The 19,725-nt window shown below is 72.5% G+C and carries 13 protein-coding genes; 9 read left to right on the forward strand and 4 right to left on the reverse strand.

Annotation, left to right across the window (positions count from 1 at the left end; translation table 11 throughout):
- Positions 1 to 43: 43 nt before the first annotated feature.
- The 3 genes from ACFOW4_RS26980 to ACFOW4_RS26990 all read right to left on the reverse strand — a co-directional run bounded on the left by ACFOW4_RS26980 (position 44) and on the right by ACFOW4_RS26990 (position 2,211).
- On the reverse strand, positions 44 to 457 hold the full coding sequence (locus tag ACFOW4_RS26980) for a VOC family protein (RefSeq protein WP_377532849.1): 414 nt from the start codon (positions 455 to 457) through the stop codon (positions 44 to 46).
- Between the two features lie 229 nt (positions 458 to 686).
- Positions 687 to 1,817 carry an N-acetylmuramoyl-L-alanine amidase gene (locus ACFOW4_RS26985; protein ID WP_377532851.1) on the reverse strand — a complete coding sequence of 377 codons (1,131 nt, stop codon included), beginning with the start codon at positions 1,815 to 1,817 and terminating at the stop codon, positions 687 to 689.
- Positions 1,818 to 1,926: 109 nt separating this feature from the next.
- Positions 1,927 to 2,211, reverse strand: a complete 285-nt coding sequence (locus ACFOW4_RS26990; protein WP_377532853.1) for a hypothetical protein — start codon at positions 2,209 to 2,211, stop codon at positions 1,927 to 1,929.
- Between the two features lie 9 nt (positions 2,212 to 2,220).
- Between ACFOW4_RS26990 and ACFOW4_RS26995 the strand changes: the two genes are divergently transcribed.
- Genes ACFOW4_RS26995 through ACFOW4_RS27015 form a run of 5 tightly spaced genes read left to right on the forward strand, consistent with a single transcriptional unit; the run spans position 2,221 to position 13,886 of the window.
- The gene (locus ACFOW4_RS26995; protein WP_377532855.1) at positions 2,221 to 3,129 is read left to right on the forward strand and encodes a copper resistance protein CopC; all 909 of its coding nucleotides are present in this window, start codon (positions 2,221 to 2,223) and stop codon (positions 3,127 to 3,129) included.
- Positions 3,126 to 4,055, forward strand: coding sequence for a CopD family protein (locus ACFOW4_RS27000; protein ID WP_377532857.1), 930 nt, complete (start codon positions 3,126 to 3,128; stop codon positions 4,053 to 4,055). The genes ACFOW4_RS26995 and ACFOW4_RS27000 overlap by 4 nt, the downstream gene beginning before the upstream one ends.
- Positions 4,056 to 4,114: 59 nt before the next feature.
- Entirely contained in the window at positions 4,115 to 11,104 is a 6,990-nt protein-coding gene (locus ACFOW4_RS27005; RefSeq protein WP_377532859.1) for an SdrD B-like domain-containing protein, read from the forward strand.
- A complete protein-coding gene (locus ACFOW4_RS27010) occupies positions 11,101 to 11,688 on the forward strand; it encodes a hypothetical protein (RefSeq protein WP_377532861.1) in 588 nt (195 codons plus the stop codon). The genes ACFOW4_RS27005 and ACFOW4_RS27010 overlap by 4 nt, the downstream gene beginning before the upstream one ends.
- Before the next feature lie 2 nt (positions 11,689 to 11,690).
- Positions 11,691 to 13,886, forward strand: a complete 2,196-nt coding sequence (locus ACFOW4_RS27015) for a hypothetical protein (RefSeq protein ID WP_377532863.1) — start codon at positions 11,691 to 11,693, stop codon at positions 13,884 to 13,886.
- A 110-nt stretch (positions 13,887 to 13,996) separates the two neighbouring features.
- Here ACFOW4_RS27015 and ACFOW4_RS27020 read toward each other — a convergent pair whose 3' ends face one another.
- Positions 13,997 to 14,728, reverse strand: coding sequence for a response regulator (locus ACFOW4_RS27020; RefSeq protein ID WP_377532865.1), 732 nt, complete (start codon positions 14,726 to 14,728; stop codon positions 13,997 to 13,999).
- Between the two features lie 311 nt (positions 14,729 to 15,039).
- On the opposite strand from ACFOW4_RS27020, the gene ACFOW4_RS27025 reads away from it, so the two are divergent.
- The 4 genes from ACFOW4_RS27025 (at position 15,040) to ACFOW4_RS27040 (ending at position 19,527) form a co-directional block, all read left to right on the forward strand.
- Positions 15,040 to 15,969, forward strand: a complete 930-nt coding sequence (locus tag ACFOW4_RS27025) for a BTAD domain-containing putative transcriptional regulator (protein ID WP_377532867.1) — start codon at positions 15,040 to 15,042, stop codon at positions 15,967 to 15,969.
- A gap of 2 nt (positions 15,970 to 15,971) precedes the next feature.
- Positions 15,972 to 17,324 (forward strand): sensor histidine kinase, encoded by a 1,353-nt coding sequence (locus ACFOW4_RS27030; protein WP_377532869.1) that lies wholly within the window; start codon positions 15,972 to 15,974, stop codon positions 17,322 to 17,324.
- 141 nt (positions 17,325 to 17,465) lie between these two features.
- A complete protein-coding gene (locus ACFOW4_RS27035; protein WP_377532871.1) occupies positions 17,466 to 18,347 on the forward strand; it encodes an SPFH domain-containing protein in 882 nt (293 codons plus the stop codon).
- 79 nt (positions 18,348 to 18,426) lie between these two features.
- Positions 18,427 to 19,527 carry a hypothetical protein gene (locus ACFOW4_RS27040; RefSeq protein ID WP_377532873.1) on the forward strand — a complete coding sequence of 367 codons (1,101 nt, stop codon included), beginning with the start codon at positions 18,427 to 18,429 and terminating at the stop codon, positions 19,525 to 19,527.
- The last annotated feature ends 198 nt before the right edge of the window (positions 19,528 to 19,725 follow it).

Raw genomic sequence — 19,725 nt, forward strand, 5'->3', positions numbered from 1 at the left:
ACTCTTTCCGCCCGCGTCGTCGGCCAAACCGGTCCGTCGCGTGCTAGAGCTGGGCCTCGGTGATGTTGACCATCCAGGGGACGCCGAAGCGGTCCTCGCACATACCGAACTCGTCGCCCCACATCTGCTTTTCCAGCGGCATCGACACGATGCCGCCCTCGGAGAGCCGCTGCCAGTAGCCGCGCAGCTCGTCGCCGTCGTTTCCGCTGATGCTGATCGTGTTGTCGTTCCCCCGCCGCAGCTCCTCGCCGGGCGGCATGTCCGACGCCATCAGCACGTAGCCGCTGGTGGTGCGGAGCAGGCCGTGCATGATCTGGTCGGCGATCGCCGGGTCCTCGGTGCCGAACTCGCGGAACGTGGTGAGCGACAGGTCGCCGCCGAACACCTGGTGGTAGAACTCCATCGCCTCGCGGGCGTTGCCGGAGAAGTTGAGGTACGGGTTGAGCTGCGACGTCATTGCCGCCCCCTCGTCGTTGGCCGTCGCCATCGTCGCAGACCGACGGAGGGTGGACAACGAACTCGCCCGCGTTTCCCCTGGTGCCGTACCCGTCGGGCCATCTTCGCTCTGCTTCAACCCGCGCAACGCAAACGGCCCGACACTGTTGCTCCCGGTGAAGCAGTGCGAAGGCGGTGGCGGGGGGCGCCCCCCGCCACCGCCTCGCCACCACCTTGGCGGCCGCCGTCGATCAGTCGCGGAACGACTGCCGCACCACGCCGCCGACGATCGTGCACCAGGTGCTCGTGCTGAGCTTGCCGTTGTCCGGCAGGCCGTGCAGGGCCTGGACGTGCTTCACCGCACTACGGGTGGCGTAGTCGTAGGTGCCGGTGACGGCGACGTCGGCGTACCCCTTGAAGTTGAGGATCTCCTGCACCGCGCTGACCGGCAGGCCGGTAGCGTGCTGGTCCAGCTCCGGCACCAGGGTCTCCCAGGTGGCGGGGGTGAGCGTGGCGTCGATGTCCACCGGAATGCCGTTGCGGGCCTGCCAGTCCTGCACGGCGGCCACGGTCGCGGCGTCGAACGCGCCGGTGACCGTCACCGGGTAGCCGCGGTGCGCGAGCAGGTACTGCACCACCCGCACGGACGGGGAGCTGACGAAGCGCCACAGGTCCGGCCAGCGGCGCGCCGGCACGTCGGCGAGGTCGGTGTCGAGTGCGGCGGCCACCCGGCGGCGCAGCGTGGGGAACTGCTGGTAGAAGGCGGCACCGGGACACTGGGTGGTGCGGAAGTCCCAGTGGCCGAAGATGTCGTGCGCGTGCAGCCCGTACTGCTGGCAGATGGTGACGCAGAGCTTGACCAGCGAGTCGGTGAGCGCCTCCGGCGGCGTCTCGGTGACGTAGGTGCCCTCGTTCTCGATCCCGATGGCCCGCCCGTTCTCACCCGGGCAGTGCGCCGAGATCATCTGCCGGTCGCCGGCCTCCAGCCGCTCCAGGCTGCCCCGGCGCCCCTCCAGCACGTAGCCACCCCGGCTGACGGTGAAGTGCTGGCCGGTGTCCGACCACCCGTTGCCGTCGATGTGCAAGTCCTGGCAGTCGTGCGCCAGCTTGACCGCCTGCTCCCGGGAGTAGTCGGTGACGTTCGGGAACGCCATGTGGTGCACGATGATCTTGTTGGTGGCGATGGCACTGATCGACAGCGGGTCCTTCGGCGGGCGGGCGGCCCACTCGTCGCAGCTGATGATCCAGTCCAGGTCGGCGCCCGGCGCGGCCTGCGCGGCGCCCGGGAACGCCAGTTGGCTCCCGACCACGGCGACCGTGGCGGCGCCGAGACCGGCCCGCAGCAGCGTCCGGCGATCCACTTCGGAATGGTCGACGTGCATGGCTTCTCCTTCTGCGGCCGCGGCGGTGGGGGGGGTGTGAAAACTAGCTCCAATGGCCGCACGTGCTCCGGAGGATATTGCCAAGACACCGTCCGGCGCTAGAGGGTCCTCACTCCTCGATCGCACCGCCGACCCGCCGCAGCTGCCGACGGAAGGTGTACGCCGGATCGGCGTCGCGCCGGGCCAGGTAGTCCACGAACGACGTCTGCTCGCGCAGCGTCGCACCGGCCCGGATCCGCGCGGCCTGGTCCCGCTCCACCCGGCGGATCTCCGCCGCCGCGGCGAGCACCGGCCCGACCTGCTCGGCGGGTACGAACAGCACCCCGTCGTCGTCACCGAACACCACGTCGCCCCGACCCACCTCGTCATCGCCGACCCGGGCGCTGGCCGACACCGCCGACCCGTGAGCGTCCACCCGCAGTGGCCCCAGCGGACAACTGCCGTAGCTGAACACCGGCAGACCGATCTCGACCCCCTCTCCAGCCCCGCCCGGACCGCCCGGGCCGCCATCGTAGGGCCGTCCACCCGCACCCCTGCGACGACCAATCCCCACCCCCTGGCCCCCGCCCGGACGGCCCTGATCGACGTGGTTCCCAAGCTTTTCCCAAGGTCGGCCCTGCACCGTTCTGCGTACCAGCACACCTGGGGGATGAGGACATTGGGGAACAGTCGTCTCGGCGTAGCGCGGATGCGTGCGGCCGGCTCTGTGCCGGGCCTGCTCATCTCGGCCATGGTCATGGTCGCGTTCCTGGCTGTGGACGTGGTGAGATCGGCCCCGGCCGTCGCTCACAGCGCGCTGACGTCCGCCAGCCCGGCAGCCGGCTCGGTGAACGATGCCGCGCCGGCCTCCGTGTCGCTGGTCTTCGGTCGCGGCATCCTGTCGGCGTCGTTGACCGTTACCGACGGGTGCGATCGCACCGTGCCGGCCGAGCTGACTGTCCGAAAGCGCGACCTGCGAGCCACGCTTCGGGCCGGCGAGCAGGCACGGGCCAGCGGTTCGTGGTCCGTCCGGTGGCGGGCGGTGAGCTCGGACGGGCACGCCATCTCCGGCGAGGTGCCCTTCACCGTGGCCGGTACGGCCACCTGCGCCGCGTCCGCCCCGCCGTCCGCCGGCCCCGACAACAGCCCGAGCGTCGCCGCCGCGGCTGACGTCACCGGGCCGCAGCAGGCGGGTGTGACTGTCTCGTCGGAGCGCGGGATGGTTCCGGCCGGCGTTCTGGTGGCCCTGGCTGTCGTGCTTCTCGGGGCTGGCTCGGCGGTGCTCGCCGGCCGCCGCCGCGGCCCTCCCGCAGTGATGAGGGACGAATCATGATCGGTTCGCTGCCCGTCGATCTCGCCCTGCGGTCGATCACCCTCGGGTCCGCACTGCTCCTGCTCGGCGCGCTGCCGGTGTCGATGCTGTTCCTGCGGTCGCTGGGGGCCGCCGCGCAGCGGGACGTCCCGCGTGCGCTCGTCCGCCTCCGCCGGATCCTGCGGTGCGCCGCCGTCGCCGTCGGCGCGTCGGCGGTGCTCACCGTCTGGCACCTGGCCGACCAGCTCCAAGCCGCCTCCGGCACCAACGACGCGGGTGACACCGTGCGGCAGGCCCTGTCGAGTCAGGTCGGCAGTTGGACCGCCATGCGCGTACCGGCGGCCGTCGTGCTCTGGTTCGTGGTCGCCACCGCCCTCACCGCACCCTCGTCGGCCGGCTGGCTCAGCTGGGCGGCGCCGGCCGTCGTACTGGCCGTCAGCCTGCCGATGACCAGCCACGCCGGCGTCACCAACGCCCTCGGAATCGTTGTCGACCTGCTGCACCTGGCATCCGGAGCGGTCTGGCTCGCCGGCGTCCTGGCCCTCGCCGTCGTCGTTCCCCTCGCGCTGCGCGCCGGAACCGCCGACCGGCGCCGCCAGGTACTGCTGTCGTGCGCGGCCGCCTTCTCCCGACTCGCCGTCCTGGCCGTCGCGATCGCCGTCGTCACCGGCGTCGCGCAGCCCTTCGTCGCCGACGTCGACCTCCGGTCGCTGCCCGGCACCACCTGGGGCGCCGCCGCCGTGACGAAGCTCCTGCTCGTCCTGGTCATCGTCGCGGCCGGCGTGGCGAACCATTACGTGCTGATCGGCCGGCTGGACCGGGCCAGGTCCCGCGCCCGCTTGGACGACCGTGCGACGGCGCTGCTCGGTGTGGTCTCTCTCGAGGTCGTCCTCGGCGTCGCGACCGTCCTCGCCGCGGCGCTGCTCGTCTCGGCGCCACCGCCGTGAAACCCGGTGCTGCGTCCGCAACCGTCCACGTCGCCACCCTGAATGCACGGGGAGAACGAATGAAGAGCATGGTCCATTCGCATCGGCCGTCGCCGGCCGCGCTGGCCGTCACGGCGGCGACGGCGGGGCTGGCACTGGCCGTGGTCCCGGAATTCTCCGGTGGCGGCCTGCCCTGGATGCCGCGGCTGCTGGCGGCCGTCCCGGTCGCCGTCACGGCCGTCGCGCTGGCGGCCTTGCTGTCGTGGCGGACACCGCGTCCGATCCCGGCGGGGCTGGCCGCGGCCGCCGCGGTCCTCGCCACGGGCAGCGCGGCCGCCGCATCACTGGCGTGGGCCGCCGGCGTGTCCGTGCCGGGGGCGTTGCGACAGGTGCCGGTGCAGGCCGCGGCGGCAATGCTGGTGGTGACCGGGGCCGCGCTGGCCCGCTGGCGGCGGCCGAGGCCGGTACGGCTGATCCGTGCCGCGTCGCGCCCGGCGCTGGCCGCCGTGGTGGTCGGCGGCCTGCTGGGGGTGCCCGCGCAGCCGGCGGCCGCCGCGGACCCGGCGGAGGTCGCCCCCTGCGTCGCCGGTCAGCAGCAGCGCAACTACGCGATGTCGGCGATCACTGTGGACGTGCCGTTCAACCGGTGGGGGAAGACGTTGCGCAGCGCCCGCGTCTTCGCCCTCGACCAGGACGTCGCCGCCATCACCAACTGGTGGCGGCCGCTGGCGGCGAATGCGGCGGACGATCCCGCCGGCAACCGCCGGCTGCGCCCGCGTCCCCTGGTGCTGCGGGCCAACGAAGGCGAATGCGTCAGGGTCACCCTCACCAACAAGCTCTCGTCCGACCCCGTTCACGGGCTGCCCGCCGCGCCGCGGGTCGGCATCCAGGCCACCGGTGTGGTCCTGGACGTTCGCGGCGACGGCGGCGCGCGGGTGGGCTACAACGCCGACCCGACCATCGGCATCGGGCAGTCGATCACCTACTTCTGGCGCGTTCCGGCCCAGGAGGGACTGTTCATGTTCCAGGACATGGCCACCCCGGCCGGCGCCGAGCATGACGCCGGCTCCCGGGGAATCGGGCTCTACGGCGGGCTCGCCGTCGAGCCCAAGGGCTCGGTCTGGACAGACCCGCGCAGCGGCGCCGTGCTGTCCGGAAACGGCAACCCCAGCACCGCCTACACCGCCGCCAGGAACCAGAGCGGCGAGCTGTACGTCGAGGCCGACATCCACCCGCCGGGCGCGCCCTCGTTCCGGGAGAGCATCCAGCTCGCCCAGGACGAGATCCCGACCATCGGCATGGGCTTCAACTACGGCTCGGAGCCGATGGAGGACCGGGAGGCCAAGGCGTGCCCGGACTGCATCGGGGAGGAGACGTGGCTGTCGTCGTGGCCGTACGGCGACCCGGCGCTGATCAAGCTGGCCAGCGGCAGGGGACCGTGGCAGCCCAGGGGGAGCGGCGACCGTAAGGAGGCCGAGGACTGCGGCCTACCCGAGTCGTGCTTCGTGTCCAACGTCTTCCACACCTACGCCGGGGACGCCACCAAGATCCGTTTCGGCCTGGCCGGGGTCACCCAGACCCATGTCTTCCACCTGCACGCCCATCAGTGGCTGGCCGACCCACGCGAGGACGGCGCCAGTGGCGAGGGGCCGGGCTACAAGCCGGGCTCGTCGACCCTCGACTCGCAGAGCTACGGGCCGGGGGAGGCCTACACCGCGGAGCTGCTCTACGGTGCCGGGTCGCAGAACCGCACGTTCGGCGACTCGATCTTCCACTGCCACCTCTACCCGCACTTCGCGGAGGGCTACTGGGCGATCATGCGCACGCACGACGTCCGCCTGGACGGCTCCACCGCCACGCCCGACGGGGTGAACGTCCGGCCGCTGATCCCGTTGCAGGGCAGGCCCACCCCGCCCGCACCGACCGCGGACAACCCCGGCTTCCCCGGCATGATCCCGGGGACGTACGGATTCCGCGCGCCGCAGCCACCCGGTTCGGTGACCGAGGGCGGCGTCGACGGGACCCCGGAGCGGGCCGCACCCCGGCTGGTCGGCGGCAGGACCATCGAGGAGGCGAAGCTCGCCGTCGAGCGCGCCGTGATCGCGCGACACAACGGGGGCGGTACGGCCCCTCGTGGCGCGCCGTACGCCGACCCCTGCCCGGACGGCGCACGCGAGATCGACTACGACGTCACCGTCCTGCAACGCGACCTGGTCTACAACGAGGTCGGCCACCACGATCCGCAGGCCCGGGTCATGGTGCTGACCAAGGACGTGTCGGACATCCTCGCGGGACGCAAGAAGGTCGAGCCGCTGTTCATCCGGGTCAACGCCGGCGACTGCATTAACTTCTCGCTGACCAACATGGCACCCAACTGGGTGGGCGGGGACGCCTTCCAGCAGGTCGAACAGACGAACATGGCGGGTGGGCACGTCCACCTGGTCAAGTTCGACGTCACCGCCTCCGACGGCGGCTCCAACGGCTGGAACTACCAGCAGGCCGCCTTCACCTCCGAGCAGGCGGCGCTCACCGCCAGGCAGGCGTCCGGCGAGGTGGCCTGCAAACCGAGCGCCACCTTCTTCGGCGGGCAGAGCACCGGCTGCCGCATCGACGAACGGCACGAGTGGACACCACCGGCCGACTCCAGCGGGCTGTGGGGCCAGACCCTGCACGAGCGCTGGTACGCCGACTACGAGCTGCGGACGGCCTTCACCCACGACCACCACTTCCCGGCCATCGTGCAGCACCGCGGGCACTACGGCGCGCTCATCGTCGAGCCCCAGGGCTTCGACGTGCGGGACCCGGCCACCGGCCAGTTCGTGCAGCCCATCAACAACCCGGCACACGGCACCCCGTGCGGAGCCAGCTGCGTCGGCGGGGCGGTCGGGGAGAGCGTCGACCTGATCGGCCCGGGCGCCAACGACGACTACCGCGAGTACGGCATCGCCATCGCGGACTTCGTGCCCCTGGTGAAGAAGGGCGGCGATCCGCGCAACTCGCACGACGTGGTGAACGCGCCCGGCGCGCCGGAAGCGTACCCGGACCGCGATCCCGGCACGTTCGCCATCAACTACCGCAACGCCCCGCTGAGTGAGCGGCAGAACCGGGACGGTAGACCCGTCGATCCCGCGCACAGGTTCAGCTCGTGGGTCTTCGGCGACCCGATGACTCCGCTGCTGCAAGGCTACGCCCGCGACAACGTCAAGCTGCGGGTCATTCAGGGCTCGCAGGAGGAGCAGCACCTGTTCCAGGTCAACGGGCTGCGCTGGCGCGAGGAGCCGGACGACCCCGACTCCCCGCTGGTCAACGCCCAGACCATCGGCATCTCGGAGGCGTTCAACGCCGAGCTGCCCGGGTTCGACTGCAAGAGCACCGACACTCCGTGCCGCGGTGACTACCTGTACGGCGGCACCTCCGTCGATGACCTGTGGCGCGGCATGTGGGGCATCATGCGGGTACACGGGGCGCCCGTCCCGGGTCTGCGCGCGCTGCCCGACAACCAGCCGACCGGTACGGCCGGCCCGGCGCCTGCCCCGGCGTCGCGGCAGGCGCCGCCGCCCGCGCAGCGGCCCGGCGTCGCCTGCCCGCCCACCGCTCCCGTGCGGACCTTCGACGTGGTCGCGCTGAACCGCGGTGTCACCTACAACGAGTACGGCGACAACGACCCGAAAGCGCTCATGTACGTCCTCGCCGAGGACGAGCAGGCCGTGCGGTCCGGGATGAAGAAGCCCGAGCCGCTGGTGATCCGGGCCAACAGCGGGGACTGCGTGCGGGTCAACCTGCGCAACGCGTTGCCGCCCGAGTACGCCAACCACCGCAACGGCGTGGGTGGTGACGTGCCGCAGATCCTCGAACCGCGTACCGGCACGCCGATGGGCACCCGCGTGTCGATGCACCCGCAGCTGCTCCGCCACGATGTGCGGCTGTCCGACGGTGCGGCGATCGGGTTCAACCCTGACTCGACCGCCGGGATCGGGCAGACGGTCAGCTACGAGTGGTTCGCCGACAGCGAGCTGGGCGCCACGAACCTGGTCGACTACGGCGACGTGCGCGGGCACCGCCAGCACGGCCTGGCCGGCGCTCTGATCGTCGAGCCGCGGTACGCCACCTACCACGACCCGGTGAGCGGCGCGGAGATCCGCAGCGGCACCGCCGCCGACATCCGGGTGCCGGGCCGGGAGGACTTCCGCGACTCCGCGCTGATCTACCAGGACGGGATGGACCTGCGAACGGTCACCGGCGCGGAGATCAAGGACAAGCCGGACGAGGCGGCGGGCGCCGATCCGTTCCCGGAGCCGGACGGCGGTGACGTGTACGCCGGCGAAACCGAGGACGGCGGTGAGAAGGGCGTGAACTACACCAACGCCCCGCTGCACCGACGCCTCGGCGCCACCCCCGGCGGCTTCGCCACCGGCGCCACCAGCTCCGGCTGGGCCAACGTGTTCAGCTCCGTCACCTACGGCGATCCGAAGACCCCGATCATCCGCGCCTACGCCAACGACCAGGTGCGGGTGCGCGTGCTCGGCGGCAGCAAGCCGCGGCAGACCGGCTTCCAGCTCGACGGCGCGCTCTGGCGGCAGGAGCCGTACGACGCGCAGACCGAACTCGTGGGCGTCCAGGGCGGGATCGCCGCCGGCAAGGCGGTGAACGCCCACGTACGACTGCCCGCCGTCGGCGACCACCTGTGGTCCTCGCCGACCAGCATGGCCCTGCCGGACGGGATCTGGGGCATGGCGCGCGTCTACGCCAAGCGGCCGGCCGACGCCGCTTTCCAGCCGAGCCCGCGCGCGCCGCGCGACAACCCGTACGCGGCGTCGTACTGGCCGCTCATGCCCCTGGAGCGCAGCTACGCGGCGGTGCGGGTGTTCGACGACGCGGACGTCGACGGGGTGCGGGACGCGGGCGAGCCGGCCCGACGGGGTGTGCGGGTGCGCCTGCTCACTCCGGCGGGCGCCGAGGTCGCGGCGGCGACCACTGCCGCCGACGGGACCGTGACGTTCTCGCCGGCCTCCGGCGCGTACGACGTCGTGGTCGAGGCACCCTCGGGCACGGCGGTCGTGGGGCTCGCCAAGCGGCGCATCGATCTGTCGGAGGACAACGGACGGGCGGAGGTGGCCGTCGGTCTCTCGGCGCTCGCGACCGTGCAGGCCCTGGTCTTCGACGACCAGGACGCCGACGGTGTCCGTGACTCCGGCGAGATCGGCCTGCCCGGCTGGACCGTCACGCTCGACGGTGCCAGCGCCCTGGCACCGGTCACCTCCGGCGCCGACGGTGCGGCGACCTTCACCGGCGTGACCGCCGGTGGCTGGTCGGCCAGCTTGCAGCCGCGTACCGGCTGGCGGACGACCACCGCGCTGCCCGCCGCCGTGACGGTCGGCACCGGCCCCGTCAGCGTGGCGATCGGCGCCGCACGCGTGCCCGGCCTGCTGGTTCGGCCGGTCGACGACGCCAACGGCAACGCCGCGGCGGACGATGGCGAGCCGACCATCGGCGGCCTGATGGTGAAGCTGACGGCTGGGGACCGCATCGCCTCGGCCAGGACCGCCGACGACGGCGCCGTGGTCGACCCGGCGGGCGCGGCCGCGCGGATCCAGGTGCTGCGCCCCGACTCGGGCCTTCCGTGGCGGTGCGCGAAGGCACTCGTCACCACCCCCGCGGGGGTGACCCCGGTGGACTGCGGACCGGACGGGGCCGTCGAGGTGCCCGCGGGCGCGACCGAGGTCGTCGTGCTGGGCGGGTTCGCCGACGGGGTGATCACCTCCACGCTGTTCGACGACGCCGACCGGGACGGCCGGCGCGACGCCGGAGAGGCACCCCTCGCCGACTGGCCGGTCGCCGTGGTGACCGCCGACAAGCACGTCGAGGTGGCGCGCACGACCACCGACGAAACCGGCAGCGCCGGTGCCGTCGTGCCGCCCGGACGGTACGAGATCATGCCGATGCCGCCCGTGTCGTCGGTCGCCTGGGTGAACACCGACGGCAGCTATGACGTCGAGGTCACCCGCGCCCGCAACGCACGCGCGGCGGGCGGTTGGGTTCAGCCCGGCTCGGTCTCGGTGGGCGTGTTCCACGACCATGACTCAGACGGCGTGCAGGAGGCCGGCGAGGATCCCCTCGCCGAGCGGACCGTCCGGCTGTTCGACACCGCCGGTCAGGTACTGGGCACCGCCATCACCGACGGCACCGGCCGGGTGGCCTTCCCGGCGAAGGCCGGCACCGGGTACGGCGTCGAGGTGTCGGTGCCGACGGGCTGGCGGGTCACCGGCCCGGTCGCCGACGGCGCCGTCGTCGCCCGGGTGCCGGTGACCGCGCCGGCCGACGGCGGCCAGGCGAGCGTCGAGGTGGGTCACTACCACACCGTGGACCGCACCGCGCCGCAACCGCCCAGCGCCAACCCCGGGGCCGGCGCACTGGCGGACCCGACCTCGGTCACGTTGACCGCCGAGGCCGGCGCCAGCATCCGGTACACGTTGGACGGCACGACGCCGACGGCCACCAGAGGCATGCTCTACACCGCTCCGGTGCGGATCTCGATGGACCGGGTGCTGCGGGCCGTGGCGATCGACGCGGCCGGCAACGTGTCGGCCGACCTCGCGGTCGCGTACGACCTGCCGTGGACCGGCCGGACAGCGGTGCTCACACCGTCCGGTTGGTCGGCGACCACCGGCAGCGTCCGTGGCGACGTGGCGGAAACCGCGGCCGACGACGGGCGCTACCTGGTCGTCGCGTCCGCCCCGGTGGCGGGGCGTCCGACGTCGGACGTGACGGCGACGGTGCCGGTACCGACCGACCTGCGGTCGGCCGCAGCGCTCAACGTGTCGGTGTCCCTTCGTTCGAGCATGCGCAACACCCGGGTCCGGTTGCAGTGGTACGACGCCGCGACCACGACCTGGCGTGTGCTCGGGACGTACACCCAGGGGTTGGACGAGGCCCGGGTGGACGTCGACCTCGCCGCACCGGCCCGTGCCGTCGCGGCGGACGGAACGGTTCGGATCCGGGTGATCGGCGACCTGGCGTACCCGTTCGACCTGTCGGTCGACCAGCTCACGGTGACGGCGGTGAACCGATGATGGGGCGCCTGGTGCGGCTGACCGCCGTCGCGGCCGGTGTGGTCGCGGTACTCGCCGGCGCGGCATGGGCGGTGGCCTCCGCTCCGCCGGCGGATGCCGGGCCCGGCCGGCTCGCTCTGCCCGACGGCGGCGTGGTCGCCGTCGGCCAGGTCCTCTCCGCCGCCCGACCCGCACACGCCATGCCGGGAATGGGAACCGACGCCGACCCGGTCGCCGACGGGGACCGCCGCGTGTCGATCGACGTCACCCTGCGGGCGTCGGCGGACCAGCCGCAGGCGTACGCCGTCGACCGGTTCTCCCTGGCGGTCCCCGGCGGGAAGGCCCGGAAACCGCACCGGTCGGTCCTACCCGGCACGCGCCTGCCGGCGGGGACCCAGCTGTCGGGAACGCTCATCTTCGACGTACCCGTCGATGCCGCCACCGGCGTGCTCGCCTACGACGGCGGCGGCAACACCGAGGTGGTCCTGCCGCCCGAGGCGGCCGGAACTCCCGCCAGTCACGAAACGGGTCCCGCCGGCCACGGCCCCGCCGGCCACGACGGACCGACTGCCGCGTCCCCGGCCGCCACCGAGAAACGAGGATGACGATGAATCGACGACGCAAGGCACTGGGGGCCGCGGTAGCCGCACTCACCGCAGCCGCCCTGCTCACCGTGCCGGCCAGCGCGGCGGTGCCGGAGAACGCCGGCCTGCAGGCGATGGGTCCGATCGCGGAGCACGGCTTCCCCGCCTGGTACTCGGACAAGACCGGCCTGCGCCTGGAACCGTGTCTGGACACCGCCCCCGCCGACCTGTGCACGCTGCTGGCCAACGGCTTCAGCGGCACACCGTCCATGCCCGACCACTTCCCGGACGAGTTCTTCTACAGCGCCGGCGTGGGAGAGCTGGAGAGCGGTGGCATAACCGCGACCGTCGAGGCGGCCCTGGAGGGCGCGTTCTCGACGGGGCCGGTCCGGGCGGGCGACCAGATCACGTTCGGCCGGATCCGTATCCGGGTCGACGGGCTGCAGAGCGGGCAGACGTACCGCGTCATCCACCCGTACGGCGAGGAGGTGTTCAGCAACATCGAGGAGGAGATCAACTTCACCGAGGACATCGGCGTCGGAACCAACAACTTCAGCGGCGCGCTGAACAGCCGGCTCGGGCCTTTCCTGCGCTGGGACACCCGCAACCCGGCCCCACCGGAGGGGTACATCGGTGACCCGAACGTCGAGCACACGTTCACCGGCAGCCCCTACAACACCAACTATTTCCAGCTCATCGGGCCGAACGTGGCGGCCGGCGCGCCGTCGAACGCGCTGTGCGACCCCCTGCCGGTCGGGGTCGCGGCCACCGACTGCGTCCAGCAGGCCCAGTGGTCGATCATGGGCAGGAAGGCGGTCAACGCCGACGTGGCGCCGGAGTCGGCGATCTACACCCGCAACACCGACGGCACCGACGGCGGAACCATCCTCGTCCACGCCACCTCCGACGACGGCGAGGCCATCGTGGTGGAGAACGGAGCCCTCGGCGACCCGGGGCACGTGGCCCGCCGGCAGATGTACGGCAGCCACGGCCGTTACGTCGCCAACGTGTCCTACGCCGGGCAGGCCCCACCGGCCACGCTGACCATCCGCAACCTCAGCGACACTCCGGTCGCCACCCGTACCGTCAAGGTCGTCGACGGGGTGACCGTCACCGCAGCGACCTGGATGCTCAACGCGGTCGGACGGCCGGTCCTCTCCGTACGCGCGGGCAGCACCGACCCCGTGGCCAAGCTCACCGTCCACGGCCCCGCCGGCACCACGGCCGCCGTCGACTCCACCGGGCTGGCCCGCATCCTCGACCTGAAGGCCCCACCGCTGAAGGTCACCGTACGCTCCGACAAGGGCGGCTCGATCGAGGCACCGGTGAAGGCGACGGTCGTCCCGACGCCGATCCTCCCGCCCACCGCGGCGCCGATCCACCCGACCAACGTGCAGCCGCGCGCCTCGGTGGGACTCGACGCCACCAGGTCGATCGGAATGGGCGCGCTCACCTACGCCTGGTCCCAGGTCAACGCCGACGGCACGCCGTTCCGCACCGGTCTCGGCCAGGACCGGGTCGTCATCGCCGCACCGTCCGAGCCCGTGACGAGCTTCCTCGCGCCGCTCAATCCCGGCACGGTCCACCTCGCACTCAAGGTCGCCGACCAGACGGGGTTGAACGCCACGGTCCGGTTCCAGGTGGCGGTGGACGCCCCCGCCGCCCCGCTGGCGGTCGCGGTCGGCCGCCTCGACGGGCAGATCGGCAGCACCGTCACCCTCGACGGTTCCGGCAGCCTCAACGTGGTGCGCTACCGGTGGGTGCAGGTTCAGATGGGAAGCAACCCGACAGTGACCCTCGCCAACTCGCTCTCGGCGAAGGCAACGTTCACCATGCCGCGGCTGCCCGACCCGAACGTGCCGCTGAACTTCCGGCTGGTCGTCAGCGGTGGTGACGGCACGACGCACTACGTCACCGTGCAGGTCTTCCAGGTCGTGGACAACCTGGCCATCGTCTCGGCCGCGTACGGTGCGCCCGACCTGAGGGTGCGGGGCACCTCGAGCGTGACTACCGGCACCAACAAGGTCACGCTGACGGTCCGCAACACGGCGACCAGCGCGTCGGGGACCCTCGGCCCGGTCCCCGTCGACCAGTTCGGGGACTGGCAGTACCGCGGAGCGCTTCCCGCCGGAGTGACCGGCAACGCCGCGAACCTGCGCATCGACGCGGTCAGCGAGGCCGGCTCCCGAGTGCTCAACTACGCCGTGACGGCAGGATAGGCGCCGCTTGGCCGAACCAGCCCCGCCGGCCCGGGCCCTGCCACGTGGAGCGCAGAATCCACCACGCGTTCAGGGTCCTGGTCGGCGGGGTCCTAGCGGGCGGCCCAGGGTCAGGCGGACCCGGATGGAGGCAGCATTCCGCGGCGGGTCGCGATGGCCACCGCCTCGAGTTGACTGTGCGCGTCCAGTTTGGACAGCAGCCGCTTCACGTGGCCCCGGCAGGTGTGCGGGGTCATGCCCAGTGCCCGGGCGATGGCCCGTACGTCGCGACCCTGGCTCATCAGCCGCAGCACCTCGTACTCCCGGCCGGTCAGCCCTCCCGGTGCGGCGGCCTCCGGAGCCGGGGCCGGCGCGGTGGCGAGCAGGCCGGCGAGCAGGTGGGCGGAGACGGTCGTCGTGCCGTGGTGCGCGGCCCGCAGCGCGTGCAGCACGTCATTGAGCGCGCCGTCCTTGGCCAGGAAGCCGACGGCGCCGGCCGCCATCGCCTGACCCAGCAGCGCGGGCTCGGTACGCGCGGTGAGCACCACCACCCGCACGTCCGGATGCCGCCGGTGGATGCGCTCGGTGGCCGAGATGCCGTCGAGATCGGGCAGCCCGACGTCCATGAGCACGACGTCCGGTCGGAGCTCGTCAACCAGACGCAGCGCGTCCTCGGCGGTCCTGGCGCGGCCGACACAGGTCAGGGCGGGCTGCCCGTCGAGCGCCAGGGCGAGCAGGTCCGCGAAGGTCTGGTGGTCGTCGACCACCAGCACCCGGATCGCCGGGTCGGATTCGGGCCCCGACGACCCGACGGGCGACATCCCGGCCTCCCCCCCGCTGCGCACCGCCCCGTGTTCCTCCACGCCTGCAGTCTAGAAATTGACATGACGTTGTCGGTCCGTCCTAACGGCCTGCCCTTCTCGACCGGACGGTGACGGCTGGATGATGTCCGGGAGCCAGCGTCGTCTCCCATCCGGCACCGCCGACGCCGGTCGGTCTCGCAGGCGAGCCCGACCGGCGTGAGATGCCGGCTGAGCGATGGCCGGCCGGCGCCGAGCCGTCACGACACCCCCCGCAGATTCGGGGGTCCACTGGCGACGTAAGTGGCTACCGCCGGGTAGTCGCCGACCTGCACAGTCATGGTGGGAAGGGCCACGGGGTGGGGGGAGGGTTGATGGACGAGATCCAGTTGTTCGGCTCGGTCCGGGTGCGGGCCGGCCGAGCTGTGCTGTCGGGCCGTGACTTCGGGGGTGTGAAGCCCCGCCAGATCCTGGCGCTGCTCGCCCTGCGGAGCGTCCTGCACAAGGACGAGCTGGCAGAGCTGCTCTGGCAGGGCCGTCCTCCGGCGAACCACGTGGCCACCCTGGAGAGTTACGTCTCCGTGCTGCGGCGCCGTCTCGAACCGCAGGGTTCGCCGCGTCGTTCGGTGATCCTCACCCGCAGCGGCGGGTACCGCCTCGACGATGGCCGGGTCAGCGTCGACGTGGCCCGCTTCGACGCCCTGCTCGCCGCCGCCGCCGGGCGCGGTCCTGCCGAGGCCCTGCCTCTGCTGCGAGACGCCTTGACCTTGGCCAATGAGCCGTTGCTGGCCGACGAACCGTGGGCCACCTGGGCCGTGGACGCCCGTGAGCGATACCGCAAGAGGGTCGTCGACGCGTTGCTCGGCGCCGCGAGTCACGCCCTCGCTGTCGGCGATGCCCCTGCCGCGCTGGAGTTCGCCGGGCGGGCCCTGCTGTGGGACCCCCTGGTGGAGCGCGGCTGGCACCTGCGGGTGGCGGCCCACCGGGCCGACGGCGACCGAACCGCGGCGCTCCGCGCGTACGACGAGTGCCGGCGGTTGCTGGGCCAGGAGCTCGGTGTGGAGCCGTCAGCGGAGCTGCGGCACCTCTTCCTCGAGCTGCTCCGGCAGGACGCGCCCGCCGGTTGCGTGGACGGGACCGTGGCCGCCATCCGGGCCGTGGCACGCGAACTCGCGATGGTGGGTGACCTGCGGGCGGTCGGCGAGGGCGCCGGCACCTCGGCACACCGACTGGTGCAGTTGCTGACGGAGGCGACGGAGCTGGCCGAAACCCCCACCCGACCGGCCCTGTCCGCGGTGTCCTGACCGTGCGCCGCGCGGAGCGCCGATCCACGCCGCGGCCCGAACTGCGTCGGGCGGTCCGCTACTTCCTCTGCCTCAACGCGCTCGCCATCATCGCGGTCGCCGTCGCGGTGTCTCTGGCGAGCGTCCATCTGGCGCGGGAACAGGCGGTGCACTTCGCCGAGCGCAGCGCGCGTGGCATGGCCGAGTGGCTGATCGCTCCCCACTGCACGTCGAGCCTGCGGACCGGCGATCCGGCGGCGCTGCGCGCGCTAGACGAGGCGGTGCGACCCCGGATGCGGGACGGCTCGGTGATCCGGGTCAAGGTGTGGAGCTTCGACGGACGGGTGCTCTACTCCGACCAGTCCGAGCTGATCGGACGCCGTTATGAGCTCTCCGCGGATGACCGTGCGCTCGCCGGCACCGACCGGGTGTCGGCGGAGATCAGCGATCTGGACCGCGCGGAGCACGAGTACGAACGGCAGACCGATCGGCTCGTCGAGGTCTACCTGAGCCTGCGGGGCACCGACGGGGAACCCGTGCTGTTCGAGGCGTACTTTCCGGCGGACCGGCTGGAGGCCGACGCGCGGTACATCGGCCGGGGGCTCGCACCGCTGGCGCTGCTGACGATTGTCGCCCTGCAGTTGCTCCAGCTTCCGCTCGCCCTGGTGCTGGCCCGCCGCTTGGACGACGCCCACCGCGAACGGGGGCGCCTGCTGGAACACGCCATCGCCGCCTCCGACCTCGAACGGCGACGGATCGCCCGCGACCTGCACGACGAGGTCATCCAGGACCTGGCCGGGGTGGGCTACTCGCTGGGGGCGGTGGAGCTGCACCTGTCCGGCGCGTTGGAGCCCCTGCGCGCAAACGTGCGTCGGCTCGCCGCCACCGTCCAGCGGGATGTGCGGGCGCTGCGGCGGGCCATGGTCGACATCCAGCCGCCGGACCTGTCCGTGACCGGGCTTCCGGCCGCTCTGGACGAGCTGGCGGCACCGTTGCGCACGACGGGAAAGGTCTGTCATGTGCGCGTCGCCGAGACGAACGAGCTGCCGGTCCGCGTCCGTCAACTGCTCTACCGCAGCGCCCGCGAGGCATTCCGCAACATCGACAAGCACGCCGAAGCCGACCGGATCGACGTTGCCGTCGAGGCCGTCGATGCTCAGGTCCGGTTGACCATCGCCGACGACGGTGTCGGTTTCGACCCGGGTGATCCCCCTCAGCCGGACCACCTCGGATTGCGGCTGCTCGGTGAGGCGGTCCGGGAGGTAGGGGGCACGCTCACGATCACCAGCGCCCCCGGCGCCGGCACCGTGGTCGATGTCGTCCTGCCGCTCGACGACGCCGGTGAGCGGCGCCGGTGGACGCCGTGGCGCCGGTAGCCCGCCACGCGTACCGCCCATCTTCGCGGAATGTGCCCGCCGGCACTCGGCCGATGGGTGACCGGCTCGGTGGCATGGTCGCCGACGCAACGGGTACCCGGCGCCGGCGGGAGGCGGGCGCCTCCGGGGGAGCGGGATGTCATGGGAGCCGCCATCGTCCTCGGCCTGGTCATCGTGATCGTGGTCGTGCTGCTGGTGTTGACGCTGAGCGTCCGGCTGGTGCAGCAGTACCAGCGGGGCATCGTGTTCCGGTTCGGCCGGGTGCTGGAGGGGGTTCGCCAACCCGGCCTGCAACTGATCATCCCGGTCGCGGACCGGATGGTGCGGGTTAGCATGCAGACCACCGTGATCGGCGTACCGCCGCAGGGCGCGATCACCCGGGACAACGTCACGCTCACCGTGGACGCGGTTGTCTACTACCGGGTCGTCGACCCGGTGAAGGCGCTGGTGAACGTGCACGACTACCCCTCCGCCGTGCTCCAGGTGGCGCAGACCGCGCTGCGCTCGGTGATCGGCCGCGCCGACCTGGACACCGTGCTGGGCGACCGGGAGCGGGTCAACGCCGAGCTGAAGTCGGTGATCGACGCGCCCACCGAGAAGCCGTGGGGCCTGCTGATCGAGCGGGTGGAGGTCAAGGACGTCTCGCTGCCGGAGGGGATGAAGCGGTCGATGTCCCGCCAGGCCGAGGCGGAACGGGAACGCCGGGCCCGGGTGATCGCCGCGGACGGCGAGTTCCAGGCGTCCCGCCGGCTCGCCGACGCCTCCCGGGCGATGGCGGCCACGCCCGGCGCGTACCAGCTGCGGCTGTTGCAGACCGTGGTGGACGTGGCGGCGGAGAAGAACAGCACTCTGGTCATGCCGTTCCCGGTGGAGCTGTTGCGCTTCTTCGACCAGATGGCCGGCCGTGCCCCCGCGCCGGGGGCACCGGCCGCGACCGAGGCACCCGACCTGGGGCCGGTGGCCGAGGCCGTGGCGGCCGCCGCCGAGCCGGTTGACCGCGACCGGGAGGCGCCGCAGGGCTGAGCGGCGGCGTTTCCGCACGCGGCGCCGGGGGTAGGTCGGGAGCCGACCGTCCCGGCTGCCTCGCGTGGAGGAAAACCCGATGAAAGACAATGTCAGCGACGCGGTGGGCGACGCCCTGCGCTCGGTGATGCTCTTCCTGCCCAAGGCGGTCGCCTTCGTGGCGATCCTGGTGGCGGGTTGGCTCATCGCCAAGGCCGTGCGAAAGATCGTGGACAAGATCCTGGAGCGGGTGGGCTTCGACCGCGCCGTCGAGCGCGGCGGCATCCGCCGGGCGCTGAGCCGTTCCCGGTACGACGCCAGCGACATCGTCGCCAAGCTCGCCTACTACGGCCTGCTGCTGGTCACCCTCCAGATCGCCTTCGGCATCTGGGGCCCGAACCCGGTCTCCGACCTGATCGCCGGAGTGATCGCCTGGCTGCCCCGGGCGTTCGTGGCAATCGTGATCGTGGTGGTCGCGGCGGCCATCGCCAACGCCGTGAAGGACATCATCGGCGGCGCCCTGGGTGGCCTGTCGTACGGCCGGGTGCTGGCCACCACCGCCTCGGTGTTCATCCTCGGCCTCGGCGTCATCGCCGCGCTGACCCAGATCGGGGTCGCCACCGCGGTGACCACGCCGGTGCTCATCGCCGTACTGGCCACGATCGGCGGCATCTTCGTCGTCGGGGTCGGTGGCGGCCTGATCCGCCCGATGCAGAGCCGCTGGGAGTCCTGGCTGACCCGCGCCGAGCAGGAGTCGCAGGTGATCGCCACGCACGCCCGCGCCTACCGGGCCGGCCGTCGCGACGCCGAGGCCCAGATGGCCCGCCCGTCGACGGCCGGCGGCGACCCGGACGCCACCCAGGTGGTGTTCCGGCCGCTGGACCCGGACACCACCCGGGTGCCCGGCGGATCGTCCGACTCGGAGGCGACGCAGGTGGTGCCCCGGTCCACCGACGACACGACGCAGGTGGTCACCCCGTCCTCCGATCCGGAGGCCACCCAGGTCGTGACCCGGCCCGCCGACTCGGACACCACCCAGGTGGTCAGCAGCGGCGCGGACGTCACGCAGGCGGTGACGACCCGTACCGACCCGGACGCGACCACCCGGGCGATCCCGCGCGCCACCCCGGCGCCGAGCCAGCGCACCGGCGACGACAGCGAGGACACCACCACCGTCATCCCGCCGGGCGACCGGCGCTGACGTACCGCGCGTTCAGCGGGGCGGGATCCGTACGGATCCCGCCCCGTTGGCGTCCGCCGTACGGCCGCGTCCAAAGCGCTGGCCGCCGACCATCGGCGGGTCTAACATCGCGGCATGACCTGGCGACATTGATCCAGCGCCGTAGGCCGCTCCCGTGGGCCGCCGCGGGCACCGCACGTCCGGTGTCCGTTTCGACCC

Origin of the sequence: Micromonospora sp. GCM10011542 (assembly GCF_042650685.1) — a bacterium.
Classification (GTDB): Bacteria; Actinomycetota; Actinomycetes; order Mycobacteriales; family Micromonosporaceae; genus Micromonospora.

What these genes read in the sequence shown, in the direction of transcription:
- ACFOW4_RS26980 (WP_377532849.1), bottom strand. Translation starts at nt 457, where the DNA reads ATGACGTCGCAGCTCAACCCGTACCTCAACTTCTCCGGCAACGCCCGC.
- ACFOW4_RS26985 (WP_377532851.1), bottom strand. Translation starts at nt 1,817, where the DNA reads ATGCACGTCGACCATTCCGAAGTGGATCGCCGGACGCTGCTGCGGGCC.
- ACFOW4_RS27000 (WP_377532857.1), top strand. Translation starts at nt 3,126, where the DNA reads ATGATCGGTTCGCTGCCCGTCGATCTCGCCCTGCGGTCGATCACCCTC.
- ACFOW4_RS27005 (WP_377532859.1), top strand. Translation starts at nt 4,115, where the DNA reads ATGAAGAGCATGGTCCATTCGCATCGGCCGTCGCCGGCCGCGCTGGCC.
- ACFOW4_RS27010 (WP_377532861.1), top strand. Translation starts at nt 11,101, where the DNA reads ATGATGGGGCGCCTGGTGCGGCTGACCGCCGTCGCGGCCGGTGTGGTC.
- ACFOW4_RS27015 (WP_377532863.1), top strand. Translation starts at nt 11,691, where the DNA reads ATGAATCGACGACGCAAGGCACTGGGGGCCGCGGTAGCCGCACTCACC.
- ACFOW4_RS27025 (WP_377532867.1), top strand. Translation starts at nt 15,040, where the DNA reads ATGGACGAGATCCAGTTGTTCGGCTCGGTCCGGGTGCGGGCCGGCCGA.
- ACFOW4_RS27035 (WP_377532871.1), top strand. Translation starts at nt 17,466, where the DNA reads ATGGGAGCCGCCATCGTCCTCGGCCTGGTCATCGTGATCGTGGTCGTG.
- ACFOW4_RS27040 (WP_377532873.1), top strand. Translation starts at nt 18,427, where the DNA reads ATGAAAGACAATGTCAGCGACGCGGTGGGCGACGCCCTGCGCTCGGTG.